This is a genomic window from Chitinophaga horti (assembly GCF_022867795.2).
Classification (GTDB): Bacteria; Bacteroidota; Bacteroidia; order Chitinophagales; family Chitinophagaceae; genus Chitinophaga; species Chitinophaga horti.
Window position 1 is genome coordinate 1,532,435 of record NZ_CP107006.1, and the last position, 13,786, is coordinate 1,546,220.

The 13,786-nt window shown below is 47.2% G+C and carries 11 protein-coding genes; 6 read left to right on the forward strand and 5 right to left on the reverse strand.

Annotated elements, in window-relative coordinates; translation table 11 throughout:
• Positions 1–184 precede the first annotated feature (184 nt).
• The gene (locus MKQ68_RS06290) at positions 185–1,357 is read left to right on the forward strand and encodes a FecR family protein (protein WP_264282552.1); all 1,173 of its coding nucleotides are present in this window, start codon (positions 185–187) and stop codon (positions 1,355–1,357) included.
• 507 nt (positions 1,358–1,864) lie between these two features.
• On the opposite strand, the gene MKQ68_RS06295 is transcribed toward MKQ68_RS06290, so the two are convergent.
• Positions 1,865–2,032, reverse strand: coding sequence for a hypothetical protein (locus MKQ68_RS06295; protein ID WP_244840084.1), 168 nt, complete (start codon positions 2,030–2,032; stop codon positions 1,865–1,867).
• 946 nt (positions 2,033–2,978) lie between these two features.
• Between MKQ68_RS06295 and MKQ68_RS06300 the strand changes: the two genes are divergently transcribed.
• The 4 genes from MKQ68_RS06300 to MKQ68_RS06315 all read left to right on the forward strand — a co-directional run bounded on the left by MKQ68_RS06300 (position 2,979) and on the right by MKQ68_RS06315 (position 8,830).
• Positions 2,979–3,593 carry an RNA polymerase sigma factor gene (locus tag MKQ68_RS06300; protein WP_264282553.1) on the forward strand — a complete coding sequence of 205 codons (615 nt, stop codon included), beginning with the start codon at positions 2,979–2,981 and terminating at the stop codon, positions 3,591–3,593.
• A 354-nt stretch (positions 3,594–3,947) separates the two neighbouring features.
• Positions 3,948–7,484: a SusC/RagA family TonB-linked outer membrane protein gene (locus MKQ68_RS06305; protein ID WP_264282554.1), complete on the forward strand. Its 3,537-nt coding sequence runs from the start codon at positions 3,948–3,950 to the stop codon at positions 7,482–7,484.
• Positions 7,485–7,490: 6 nt separating this feature from the next.
• Positions 7,491–8,336, forward strand: coding sequence for a RagB/SusD family nutrient uptake outer membrane protein (locus MKQ68_RS06310; RefSeq protein ID WP_264282555.1), 846 nt, complete (start codon positions 7,491–7,493; stop codon positions 8,334–8,336).
• Positions 8,318–8,830, forward strand: coding sequence for a RagB/SusD family nutrient uptake outer membrane protein (locus MKQ68_RS06315; protein WP_264282556.1), 513 nt, complete (start codon positions 8,318–8,320; stop codon positions 8,828–8,830). The genes MKQ68_RS06310 and MKQ68_RS06315 overlap by 19 nt, the downstream gene beginning before the upstream one ends.
• A gap of 18 nt (positions 8,831–8,848) precedes the next feature.
• Here MKQ68_RS06315 and MKQ68_RS06320 read toward each other — a convergent pair whose 3' ends face one another.
• Positions 8,849–9,190 (reverse strand): hypothetical protein, encoded by a 342-nt coding sequence (locus MKQ68_RS06320; protein ID WP_244840094.1) that lies wholly within the window; start codon positions 9,188–9,190, stop codon positions 8,849–8,851.
• 592 nt (positions 9,191–9,782) lie between these two features.
• Complete coding sequence (locus MKQ68_RS06325) at positions 9,783–9,938, reverse strand: hypothetical protein (RefSeq protein ID WP_264282557.1); 156 nt, start codon at positions 9,936–9,938, stop codon at positions 9,783–9,785.
• Between the two features lie 74 nt (positions 9,939–10,012).
• Between MKQ68_RS06325 and MKQ68_RS06330 the strand changes: the two genes are divergently transcribed.
• Positions 10,013–11,323, forward strand: a complete 1,311-nt coding sequence (locus MKQ68_RS06330) for a DEAD/DEAH box helicase (protein ID WP_264282558.1) — start codon at positions 10,013–10,015, stop codon at positions 11,321–11,323.
• An 8-nt stretch (positions 11,324–11,331) separates the two neighbouring features.
• Here MKQ68_RS06330 and MKQ68_RS06335 read toward each other — a convergent pair whose 3' ends face one another.
• Both MKQ68_RS06335 and MKQ68_RS06340 read right to left on the reverse strand, forming a co-directional pair.
• On the reverse strand, positions 11,332–11,691 hold the full coding sequence (locus MKQ68_RS06335; protein ID WP_264282559.1) for a hypothetical protein: 360 nt from the start codon (positions 11,689–11,691) through the stop codon (positions 11,332–11,334).
• Between the two features lie 641 nt (positions 11,692–12,332).
• The gene (locus MKQ68_RS06340) at positions 12,333–13,775 is read right to left on the reverse strand and encodes a M56 family metallopeptidase (RefSeq protein ID WP_264282560.1); all 1,443 of its coding nucleotides are present in this window, start codon (positions 13,773–13,775) and stop codon (positions 12,333–12,335) included.
• Between the last annotated feature and the right edge of the window lie 11 nt (positions 13,776–13,786).

Here is a 13,786-nt window from a genome sequence, read left to right on the forward strand (position 1 = left end):
TTTAGACTTTAAATAATGGGACTGGGTTCAAATATCCTGCCATGCCCCAAACATTTTTCCTGGCCAATCACTTGAATGTTTAATTGAAAATCAATCACATAGATCCCTATTTTGAGAAAGTTCCACTTAGTTTAAAAATATTTTTTCTCTCGGTATGGTCCCTGGTGATATAAATCGTCGTTTTATGGATAGAATGAAATACAACAGCCATTACATATTGCAGCTATACGTCCAGAAAGTGGTCGGCAGCATCAGTGAAGATGATCTGCGGTTGCTCGAGGATGTGCTGAGGAAAGATGCCGAAATGCGGGCATTGTGTGCAGAATGGGATCGCGATTTAACACCAGAAGAAGTTACGCGCCAGCAGGACCCCGAATTAACGAAACAGCGCTGGCAGCGGATAAAGAACCTATACGAGGAGCGTGGTCCCCAACGGGAGCGTGAGGCAAGCGTCCGGAAGATCCGGGGTTACGTTGTGTCTGGCGTCGCAGCAGCAGCAGTGCTGGCCATCGGATTTTTCGTGCTTAGGACCCCAGAGGAGCGGCCATCATCCAAGCCCTTGTTAGCCACAAACACTACAGAAAACGCTGAGATGATTTTGCCATCCGGCGAGGCGGTCACACTTGATGAAGCCTTGTCTGATAAGCAGATGACTATTGGTGATGTTAGCCTCAGTTATAGTAAAGGAAAACTCGTTCTTTCAGCCGGCCATGGAGCCGGCGCTGGTATCGCCAGCCTAAACGTTCCTGTCGGCAAACAGCTGGACGTAACGTTAACCGATGGTACGGTGGCGATGCTCAATTCGGCATCCACGTTTAAGTTCCCTCTTCAATTCGATGGGGCGAACCGGAGCGTGGAGCTTGCGGGAGAGGCTTACTTTACGGTAGCCGGGAATGCGGAGCGACCGTTTATTGTGCAGAGCCACGGTACTAAAGTTGTGGTGCTGGGCACCGAATTTAATGTTAACTCGTATAACCCCAAAAATATTATCACCTCTTTACGCAGCGGCAGCGTAAGGATGCAAGGTGGTGGCAAGGATACCTTACTTAAACCTGGTCAGGCGGCCAGGGTGCAGGATGGCGTACTTACCGTGAGTAAAGTGAAGGAAGACAGGCCTTATGGCTGGACCAAAGGCATCGTTGACCTGGAAGGCGCTTCTGTTGCCGAAATTGCCGCTATCATTAGTCGCTGGTATGACATAAAAGTAGATTTCGCCCGGCCCGAGCTGAAGGAAGGATCATATGATCTCTCAATCAACAAATCAGAACCTGTAGAAGAAGCATTAAAACGTCTGCGTAAGATTTCCAGTGAGAAAGTGAAGTATAAAATAGAAGGCAAACATCTAAAATTTGAATAGTGAAAGTCAGGAATATAATTAATAATGAAATCGCTTTTCTCCATTTTTCAAATATATAGCCATGTTCACAGGGAAGCCTTTTCAGGGTTCCCTGTTTTTAGTTTAAGACAGCAATATTTTACACATATCCTTTGAGAGCCCTTGTTACCCCGATTAGTTTAAGACAGCAATATGATATCGTCCGTTGATTTGCTTAACCACTTGTTTCACTATTGTTTGCGCCACCCGGGCGGCCCTTCATTCGCACACGACCGCGAAAAGAGGTAAACCGCCCACCAGGCGACGACCCTTCCATCCATTGTTTGCCCCCTGGGGCCCTCGTGCTTAACGGCCGAAGGAAGCCTTCATTCACCGTTGTTTGCCCCCGCAACCTGGTGCTTTGTCGCACAAGGTTATACGGTTCATCATTGTTTGCCCCAGTGGCCTCCTGCTTTTGCAACGACGGTTACATTGTTCATCATTGTTTGCCCCTGTGGCCTCGTGCTTTTGCAACGACGGTTACATTGTTCATCGTTGTTTGCCCCTGTGGCCTCGTGCTTTTGCAACGACGGTTACATTGTTCATCGTTGTTTGCCCCAGTGGCCTCGTGCCTTGTTGCATGACGGTTACATTGTTCATCATTGTTTGCCCCTGTGGCCTGGTGCCTTGTTGCATGACGGTTATACGGTTCATCATTGTTTGCCCCTGTGGCCTCGTGCCTTGTTGCATGACGGTTATATGGTTCATCGTTGTTTGCCGCTGTGACCTCGTGCCTTGTTGCATGACGGTTATAGTTCATCATTGTTTGCCCCTGTAGCCTCGTGCTTCTGCAACGACGGTTACATTGTTTATCGTTGTTTGCCCCTGTGACCTCGTGCCTTGTTGCATGACGGTTATATGGTTCATCGTTGTTTGCCCTGCAGGCAGCTCGCGCTTAGTCGCCGGGAAGTTGCCTGATTCGTCGTTGTTTGTCATTACGCGCATTTCATTTCGCACACGACCGCGAAGCAGATGCTGTGCTAAGTGACCCAGCGTTCATCTTTGTTTGTAGCCATCGGAGCATTCCCGCTTCGCTTAAGACAGCAAATTCTTTGCTGACGATGTTCATGTTTGGAAGCCCCAATTTTACTTAAGGCAGTAAATTATTTCACGCTGCCGGTTCATACCGGACACTCCGGTTTAGCTTTAGACAAGCTTATTGCCATCCACGTTTGCAGGCCCACAATTTAGCTTAAGACGAACCACATTCGTAAATATTCTTTATTTACGGGAAGCTTTATTTTGGATAACTGTAATTCCTTTACAGTGAGGATCTTATGTGCACTTTTGTGTTAACAGTGTATTAACTAGTAAAAGCTGTTTTTTCAGCGATGCGGTAATGATGCAGTACGCATTAATAACCGCTTGTTAACGAATAAAAGTTGTATATTCGACCCTACATGTAAAGCGAAATTTGCATAGGCTAATGGCTAAAATGGAGAAGTAACTGTGTAGATGTACATAGCTGTCGCATTTCGATACATCCTATTTATCCAATCCAAGCTTAAGGAGTGATTTATTCAAAATTGTGCGATCCGGCACGACGGCTGGCGGGGACTATTTCCCATCAACTGCGGCAGGACGGCACTAAAATGTATCAACCATGGATAAATTGCAAGATTTAGATGCCACTCCCGAGAAGGGAATAAAACCTAAGTCCGACATGAAGAACAAGGCGCAAGCCATGACCGAAGCATGTGAAGAACTATTTACAACTTACGGCCCGGAACTGATTCTCTACGCAAAAGCGCTTGGACTCGATGAGGCCCAGGCTGAGGATGTCGTGCTCCAACTGTTCGCTTCCATCTGGGAGAAAAAAGATTCTTTGCGAATCTACGAGATGACAAACCGCAAAGGTTATCTTTTTACCTCAGTACATAACCGCTTCCTCGACCTCCGTAAAGTCGATGGTCGTCAGCGTAACAAAAATGACCAGTACGTTTTCGGTCTCAAATACTGGGAAGATGAAAAGTACAGCGAAGGCTTCGACGTCCGTTCAAAAATGGCGTTTGCCATGAACAAATACCTCACCGAGCAACAACGCCTCGTGGTCGTATATACCCGGTTCGAACAAATGTCGCATGAAGAAGCCGGCGCCCAGATGGGTATCTCGGCCAGCACTGTAAAGAAACATCTAAAGGTCGCGCTGACAAAGCTGCGTAAACACTTGAAAGATCTATATGCATTTTTGATTTTATTGAGTCTGCTGTTCTCGTAAACTATTGCTTTATTGTCCGTCTTGTTATTGGATATTCTGTCTAAATCGACTATAAAAACACAACTTTTTTCAGGGATGAAAGCCTGTCCAACACTCATTAGCATCTTTTATCCAATAGTGAAACTTGTGTATCCCGACACTAAATCGCCGGCAGCCTATCAGGTTGCAGGGTTGTTTTGTTTTGGGTCCCCGGTTGTGGCAGCAGAAAAGGGGAGTCAACAGTGTAAAGGTAAGCGGAAGTGTGATAGTATAACTTGCAATTTGCGAGAAGCATTTTTAAAATTCTCCGTTAGCTTGTAGCCTTCAAATTGTTAATATCCTAGCCTAAAGAAAGAAGATATTTTAATGGCATCTATGATGGACCGTTTCAAACCAAAGCACCTGATACAGCATATCCTTATGCTGCTGGCGCTGTCGTGCGTAAACGTCGTCCTCGCCCAACAAAAAGATACGAGGTCTATTACCGTAACAGGCCGCCGTATCACCATCCAGAAGGTTTTCGATGCCATTAAAGCACAAACGGGCTACACACTGCAGTTCGATCGTGGCGATATCGACGTTACCCGCAAAGTAAATATGAGCGCCCGCAATAAACCGATATCGTACGTGGTGCAGGAAGCACTCGGCCCTGTCTATGACGTGGAGGTTAGCGGCGATTACCTGCTCATCGTCAAAAAGCCACCCGCTTTAGTCGCCTCTGCAAGGCCCGCCAATGGAGCGCCGATCTCGATATACGGCAGTATTGTCGGAGAGGACGGAAACCCGGTGATCGGCGCTACGATCATGGTGAAAGGTCATACCGCCCGCACCATTGCCGATGAGCACGGACGATTTACGCTTACAGGTATTCCGGCCGGATCGAAACTGACCATCAGTTGTATCGGGTTCAAACAGCGTGAGGTGGTCGTTGCCAGAACAGGCAGTTCAACTATTCGCCTCGAACTCGACATCCGCAACATCGATGCCGTAGAGGTTATAAGCACAGGCTACCAGTTCGTACAACTGGGCAAAACTACCGGCTCTATCTCCAAAGTAAATAATACGCTGTTCAACCGCCCTATGTCCACCGACGTACTCAGCCGCCTCGAAGGCACAGTACCAGGGCTCGTATTTAACAGGTATCTCGGCAAAAACAGGCCCAACGATATGAGCGTAAGGGGCGTCAGTACGATCGGTACCACCGACGGTGCCGATGCGCAGCCGCTTATCGTCGTTGATAAATTTCCATATGATGGCAACCTGGACAATATCAATCCAAATGATGTGGAGAGTATTACCATCCTGAAGGATGCCGCATCATCATCAATCTGGGGTGCCCGCGCCGGTAATGGTGTAATCGTAATTACAACAAAGAAAGGTGAATACAACAGGAAGCTCAACGTATCCTTCAACTCGAACGTACTGGTGGGAGGGAAGCCCGACCTGTTCTACGCCCCGCAATTCAGTTCGGACGAATACATCGAACTGGAACGCACACTTTTTAAGAACGGTTATTATAACTCAACACTGAACAACACCCGCAACCGGCCAGTCGTATCGCCCGTAGTGGAACTGCTTGCCGCTGTGCGCGCAGGCAGACTTGATGCTGCTGAAGCCGAGGCGAAGATCGCGAAGTTGAAGACTTATGATGTTCGCCGGGATTATAAGAAGTACCTGTTTCAACCTTCCCTTAACCAGCAATATGCGCTATCTGCGGGTGGCGGCAACGACCGGCTCAATTATTATTTCTCTGCCGGTTACGATCTGAATCGCAGCAACCAGGTAGGCGATGCTCTGGAGCGTATGAGCTTCCGGGGTGTAACGAATGCGAAGCTGACGAAGAAACTGTCGCTGGAAACACGCATAACATTTACCGAAACCGATACCAGGAACAACGCATTGGACGCTCCACTGGGCACAACCACATCGGCTGTAGTTACCCCTGGCGGTAAAACGCTCTATCCTTATGCCCGCCTCGCAGATGAAGATGGTAATCCTCTTCCGACGCCTATGCTGTATCGCAGCAGCTTCCTGGATACCGTTGGCGCTGGTAAGATATTAGACTGGAAATACCGCCCGTTAGATGAGTTGCGTTTGAACAATAATACCACGAAGCTGAATGATGTAGTGCTGTATCTAGGTGCCCGCTATGCTTTCAACAACTCGCTGAACTTTGACCTGATGTACCAGTTCGAGAAAGCCACTTCCCGTAGCAGGGAACGCCACGACCTGGAAAGCTTTTTCACCCGAACGCTCATCAACCTCGCAACACCCACCGGTGGGGAAACCAGTAAATCCGTCACCCCCTGGGGCGATATCCTCGACTACCGGAACGAAAAACTCTATGCCCATAATGCCCGGGCCCAACTAAACTATTCCCGCAATTTCTTCTCGAAACACCAGGTTGATTTCCTGTTAGGGGGTGAGGTGAGGGAGAAGCGTACGGGCTTTAATATCGGTCGCTTGTATGGTTATAATGACGTGGGGCCGGATTTTTCGGTTGAGCGCCCGGATGTATCCGTTCCGAGTTATTACTTATTACAGGGGAACTCTTACAGGCTACCAGACCGTGTAGGAGGTCAATCAAGGGTTACGCGATTCGTTTCTGCTTATTTGAATGGCTCTTACAACTATGATTCCACCTATATACTGACCGGAAGTTTGAGGCGGGATGCCTCCAACGTATTCGGCGTTAGCGCTAACAGTAAATGGGAACCACTGTGGTCTCTGGGTTTAGGTTGGATTGTATCTAACGAGAAGTTCTTCAACGTTCCGTGGATATCTACCTTAAAGTTGCGTATCGCCAATGGGCGTAGCGGGAACGCTAATACGGATATCGCTGGCATTGTAACTATTGAGGATGCAGCCACTAATCCTTTATCCGGTTTGCCCGCCGTGCGGATAAAAGACGTTCCAAATCCGGATCTGAGTTGGGAGGTGGTCCGTACGAGTAATGTGGGAGTCGACTTTGCGATCAGAAACAACAGGATAAGCGGAAGCGCGGAATATTATGTAAAAAAGTCGGAGGATTTAATAATCAGCGCACCGATGAACTATACGACCGGATTTTCATTGTTGCCACGAAACAGCGCCGCTTTTGACGCGAATGGTTTGGATATTGGTGTAAATGTGCTGGCTATAAAGAAACCGTTTGAATGGGCTACAGCTTTAACGTTCACGTATAATGAAACAAAGCTTACCGAATATGACAAGACTGTAAAAAATAACAGTTCTTACATTGGAGTTGGTAGTCTAAATCCGCAGGATGACCAAATAATTTATGGCATAGTAAGCTACAAGTGGGCTGGTCTGGACCCTGTTACCGGCGATCCCAGAGGCTACCTTGATGGTGTGCCAAGTAATAATTATGTTGCTATGGGGGCTAGTAAAGACAGGACGAACTTAGTATTTCACGGTACCGCAAGGCCTCGCATGTTTGGCAATGTACGGAACACGTTCTCTTACAAAAAGCTATCGCTGTCAATAAATATTACTTATGAACTAAAGTATTTCTTCAGAAATCCATACTTGTTAAATTATAATGCTCTTTTTGAATTGTGGAATCAGGTTGGCTACAATGATTATCTGAATCGATGGAATAGGCCCGGAGATGAGCTGAAAACGAATGCGCCGTCAATGATTTATCCTGCAAATGGTTTTCGCGATAACTTTTACTCAACGTCTTCCGTAAATATCGAACGGGGGGATCATATCAGGTTAAAGGACATCGTGTTGGATTACAGCCTTAATACGCCGTCTTTTAGGCGTGCAGGTTACGGCATATCTCTGAAGGCATATGCTACAAACCTGGGAATTATCTGGAAGCAGACGAGCCTTAAGATAGATCCGTCCTACGGCGTACCGCTGCCGTTTATAGTTGGAGGAGGAATAAAAATTAATATGCAGAAATGATGCGCCATGAATAATCGGAATACTAAATCAGGAATAATGCTAGTCGGGATAGTTGTCTTTTACTGTCTGATTATGGCTGCATGCCGTGATTTCCTTGCGGAAAATCCGAATCCGGATAGTGAGGAGTTAACCGATTTGGAGGAGTTGCAAAAAATGCTCGATCATAGCACGCAGAACGTTGACTTTCCTAACTATCCACTTTTAGCGGCAGATGATTATTACGTAACTTCGAACGACTACAAGTCGGGTGAGGCCAACGATCAGTTGATGCATGTTTGGTCTGTCACCGCAAATGGTGATGATGCCTGGCGTGCTGCCTACCGCCGTATATTCGATGCCAACCTTGCACTTGAGAAGCTTGGCGAGTTTGGGAAATCCAGCTCTCAGACAGAAGAGGTGAAGCAAATAAAAGGAAGTGCCCTGTTTCTGCGAGCCTACAATTTTTTCTGTCTTGCACAAACTTTTACTGATCAATATTCGCCCGCAACAGCTAACGCTGTTGGCATACCTCTGAAAATTAATACGAGTACTAACGACATACCGGTCGCCGCATCTATCAGGCAAACGTACGAGCGAATAATACAAGACTGCCTTAACGCTAAAAATTTACTCTCAGAAACTAAAGTATATATATCACGACCTAGTCGTGCAGCCGTTTGGGCGTTGCTATCTAAAACGTATTTAACCATTGGAGATTATGAATTGGCCGGTCAGGCGGCAGACTCCTGTTTGAGCCTCTATAGTTTGTTGTTGGATTATAACCATCTCGATTCAACGTTGGCGGCACCATTTCTATCAAGGACAACAGCGAAATATTGTTCCATTCTGTTTTTATGTCTTCGTTTTTCTTAACGCCAGACATATGTAAGGTGGATAGTTTACTTTATCGGTTATATCCAAGCAACGACTTAAGAAAGCTTCTGTATTTCAAAAGCAATGCGGATGGGACTTATCAATTTAGGGGAAACTATAACGGTACAGCAAATGAGATTCTATTCAATGGATTGGCGGTTGACGAAATTTATTTGATTCGTGCAGAATGCCGTGCTATGCGTAACGACATTGATGGCGCAATGTCAGATCTTAATGCGTTAGCGCGAAAACGATACTTGCAGGGAACGCTCGTTGAATTTTCAGCAACGTCGATTGAAGAAGCACTGCGTTTGATCATGATGGAAAGAAGGAAGGAGCTTGCATTTAGGGGAATGAGGTGGAGTGATTTAAGGAGGTTCAACTTAAATGGTATGTTTAAGGATACATTGTTCAGGAGGATAGATAATTCCGTGTTTACCTTGCTGCCTGATGCCCCAGGATATGTGTTGGGGTTAACAAATCGACCAAGATGAGTTAATTATTAAAAAGATTTATTGCGGGGATTGGTAGTAGATGTAGCCGTGCCAGGTTTGATTATTTTCTAACCTTGTCTCGAGCATCGAATTTGGAGCAATATAAGGATTGGTGCCATTGCCTTGCACATAAACTCCACATAAGCTCTGGGTTCCAGCAGCGCAAGGGTCTGGATCATACGGTGGATTTGCATCGATATAAATGTAATTGGCAGGATCGATTCGCTCTGTTTGATCATACATATTACCAACAAACAAATAATAACCTACCGCGCTTGGAGCAGCAGCCTGGCTTTTCACGACAAAAAATGCTCCGGTCGCGGCTGCAAGCAGCGCGAAACTTAAAATGTACTTTTTCATAATTTACTACTGGTTTTCAAATAAAAAAATAGGAATACCGCCTGGCCTTGTCTAAGGCCGGCTTACTTTAAAAAAAGAGATTTCATGGCAATAGAGCGTCGTATTCATGTTTCGGTGTACTTGGAAATGCGTGAAGTGATGTATGGAGAACAGGAAAAAGTCAGTTAGATCACAAAATCCATTTGCAATTGTAAACGTAATGTGCACCAGAATAACATTGGAGAAGATCACGCAGTGCTCCGGGATGAAAAGTAGGATTCAAATAATTGAGTGGTATTATCCGGCCTGTTGCATTACTATTTTGCGCTTGAAGTAGGCCGTATGATGGTATATACGTACCTCCCCATAAGCGGAGATTCTCCAGTAGAGCATATTCGTCGAACATTCCTTTGCAATTTTTAACTTTCTCCTAAGGCTGCCATTTTGCTTCCAAAACTTGCATGATGAAGGCGGCAAACCAATAGTTCACTGTAAATACTACTTCACATGATTTACTCAACTCCCCCTAACAAGCAAGCTTACACGGGAGGGCGAATACCTAAAAGTAACAATATCTATCAAAAAAACAATTTACATCTTTGTGTAATGTCAATTAATCCCATTCTTTTTTCTCCATCTTGTCATAATCTTCCTTTTTAACGGTCCCTTTCTTCTTACTCCGGGATATACCCTTCTTTTTGCGCTTGTTTATGTTGTTCACGAGCGAGTTCTCCACGCCCAGCTTGTTCTTTTTCTTTTGCTTTGCCATAAAATTGCTTTGGATATATGCCTCAAATAGCGGGCCGCCCGCCTTTGGGGCTAAATTCGTACCTTTGCGACCACATGAAGTTTGAACAATACAATATCTCACCGGAAATCAAACGCAGCCTGGAAGACTTAGGCTTTAAAAGGCCTACAGACATCCAGTTTAAGGCGATCCCCTCTATCCTGAATGGGGACGATGTGCTGGCCATCGCGCAAACCGGTACGGGTAAAACGGCGGCTTTCGCTATCCCGGTGTTGCATATCCTGCAACGCAAACGCCGCCGCATTGGCCGTAAAGAGGTGCGCTGCCTGGTGATGGTGCCCACCCGCGAACTGGCCATCCAGATCGCAGAGGTGTTTGAAACACTGGCTAAATACACGAAACTCAATATACTCGGCCTCTTCGGCGGGGTAGAACAAGCGGAACAGGTGAAAAAACTGGATCAGGGAGTAGATGTCATGATCGCCACGCCAGGCCGTATGTTCGACCTCATCAACCAGGAACATATCGACCTTAGTAATCTCGACATCCTCATCCTCGACGAGGCGGACCATATGCTCGACCTCGGCTTCATCCGCGATATCCGAGATGTGCTGAAGCATATCCCTCGCGATCATCAAACGCTGTTCTTCTCGGCAACGATCGATAAGAATATCAAGGAGTTGGCTTATTCGGTAGTAAGAAATGCGATTCGTATCCAGATATCACCGCAGGACCCGGTGTCTAAAAACGTAAATCATGCAGTGGCTTTCGTGGAGATGGACGATAAACGTTTTTTCCTGGAACGCCTGGTAGGAGAGCTGCCTGATGCAAAGATCCTCGTGTTCGTTCGTACAAAGGTGCGTGCCGAAAGGGTGTTCGCTGCTATGGAGCGTGTGGGCGTAAAGTCGCTGACAATGCACGGCGGCAAGGAGCAAAAAGATCGCCTGCAGGTGATGGAAGAGTTCAAAAAAGGAGATATTAAACTGCTGATTACCACGGATGTAAACGCCCGCGGTATCGACATTCCGAATGTAGATTATGTTGTGAATTATGACTTGCCCGATGTGCCGGAAAACTATGTACACCGCGTGGGTCGTACGGGTAGGGGGGTACAGCGCGGACAGGCAGTGTCGTTCTGCAGCACAGAAGAAAAACCGCTGCTCGAAGCCATAGAGGCCTATATCGGTAAGCCGGTAGTGGTCATGAAAATCGATAGCCAGGATTACCGTGAAACGCTCAGCTTCTCAGAGGATATTCCCAACGATAACTGGCAATTGCTGCTGGATGAACACGAGAAGGAGCTCAAAAACAAAAAAGAAAAAAGAAGTAAGCAAAGCCTACTTCCTTTTTTATTCACGAAACATTGTAGCCTGACGTTCTATTCCCACGATCAGTCCTTCGTCTAACCATATTTTCAGGTCCTTTCGCGAAAGCCCCACGGGGGTGGACAAGTAAGCGGAAGGGCCTTTTCTTTGATGGTCATCAGTCCGCTCACCAGGTTGGTTTCATACTGGCTCATCAATAAGTAGGCAGAATCCGGCGTGGTGGTCATCACTTTGTACAAAGTGTAAGTACCCGAATCTCTTCTTATTTTGATAATATCACCGGCCTCCGGCGATCTTGCCATGGAGGCTGTTTGAAACACATGCCGCTGGCTAACGAAGAAGCTGCTGGCGGTGATGAGAACGAGCAACATGCTTCCACAGTAGGTCCACATGGGTACGCGGGTGCGCCGCTTTACCGATTCATAGGCCTTTTTTAAGACCGGTAGCATCTGATTGTCATTCAGGTTGTCCTTACAATAACTGCATCGGCTCCGGCCGGTCCTGCCGGCAGGCATTAGCGGAAGGTGCAGGATGTGTACATATCGCTGGTGAATGTGCATCGTTACCGTCCTTTCTTTGCCACATGTCGGGCAGCTTAATTGTAGTAACTCAGCGCCGGCATGGGCGCTTTTAGATCCACCAATGATCATAGGAAATGGCACCTGCGTTACTTAAACTCAGGGTGTAACAAATATGAGCGATTTTCTTCAGGTGTTACATAGCACTAAAATGTAATATTTCTCAGGGAGAGGGGAAAGCAAGGGGCTGACCAAAAGTATGGGCCAGCCCTAATTTATTCGGCTACCTGATGGATACATGTCATCATTTAAGCGATTCTCAAAGCCTTCATTTTACTTTTGGGCCAGCCCTAATTTATTCGGCTACCTGATGGATACATGTCATCGTTTAAGCGATTCACAAGGCCTTCATTTTACTTTTGGGTCAGCCCTAACTTATACCGGTACCAGATGGATACATGTCATCATTTAAGCGATTCTCAAAGCCTTCTTTTACTTTTGGGTCAGACCTAATTTATACCGCTACCAGATGGATACCTGTCATCGTTTAAGCGATTCACAAAGCCTTCATTTTATTTTTTAGTCGGCCTATTATTTTCACGGGCAGCATTTGGCGGCTCCTGTACATTAACTTGAACCTGGCTGCTAACGTTTATGGATGTACGTACGTTTGTGTTAACCTGCACGTTCGTATCCAGCGAAATCGGGTCGATCGCTACGATTTTATTGAGCTTCACCTGTATGGGTGATATCGCGTCCATTTTCGCAATGGCTTTCACCTGTAAGGTCAACGTATCGATTTTCGATAACGGTTGCACCTGCATGGTTACCGGCGCAAAGGCGAACACGAGGGTGTCTCTCTTCAGAGTAGGGAGGGTATCTGCCCGGCGCACCTGCGGTTCCGCAGCCAGCATACGCCTGGTTGGCACGGCTGTTGGCTCCTGCATAAACAGGATACGCTTCACGGGTGCTACGGTTTCCCAGGATGCGGGCACGGTGGTTACGGCTACCGGTGCTGCGCTGATAAAGCAAAGGGTTGCCAGTACCAGCACGCCGGCCATCAGCATCAGTTTTCCCGTGCCACCCAGCTGCTCGTTCTCGCCGGTAAGCATTCTTTTGATGCGGGCAAATAACTGCCCCGGATGATCTTTTAAGCTCATGGCATATTGATTTTGAGTGAGCGTAAATTCCTGGAACGACACTAATGCCTGCATATAAGCATCCTCCCGTTTGGTATGCGCCAGTACGATCTCATCGCAGCAAGCTTCCCGCTCTTCTTTCAAAAGCGCGGATACCCATAGCAGACCGGGATTGAAAAAGAAAATGGTTTCCGTAATATGTTGTACCAGGTTTACCAGGTAATCGTTCCGCCGGATGTGGGCCAGTTCGTGCATCAGGATGGTTTCCAGCTGCTCGGCCGGTAAGTTCCCCAGTAAGCCCAAAGGCACCAGTACTACCGGTTTAAAGGTACCCACTGTCAGCGGCACCTTCACGCGGGCAGACTCCAGCAGTTTCACTACTTTACGAATGCCCATGTCATGTTTCAGGTCGTAGAAGCGGTGGCGCCAGGCGTTGTCGGGCAGTTGGGTTCCGGTGGTACGCAGCTGCCGGATGTGCCATAAACCTGCGCCCATACACGCTGTTCTGAACATAAAGATCAATGCCCAGGTAAGTACGATCCACCCGGTGTATTGATTAAGGAAACGTTCCAAAGCTTCCACGAACCCGGGCCGCGCAGCTTGAATGGCGGAAGGAGCGCCAGCAGCGGTGTTAAACGCCACCTGGCCCGGGCTGTGGGCTGTATAAGTTAAGTAAAAGGTTAGCAGGGTGCCGGCCAGGAACAACAGTTGTATACCACCAATCAGCACATACCTGCGGGAGGCGGCCGATCGCCTCGTACAAAGGATCACGAGGCCTGCTATTGCCGCAGCCAACGCGCCCTGCCAGAGGGAATGTAACAACGTGCGGCCAAATGCCGCTACGATCGGGTGATGTAACCATTGTTCTGCAAACATGGGCGAAGGTT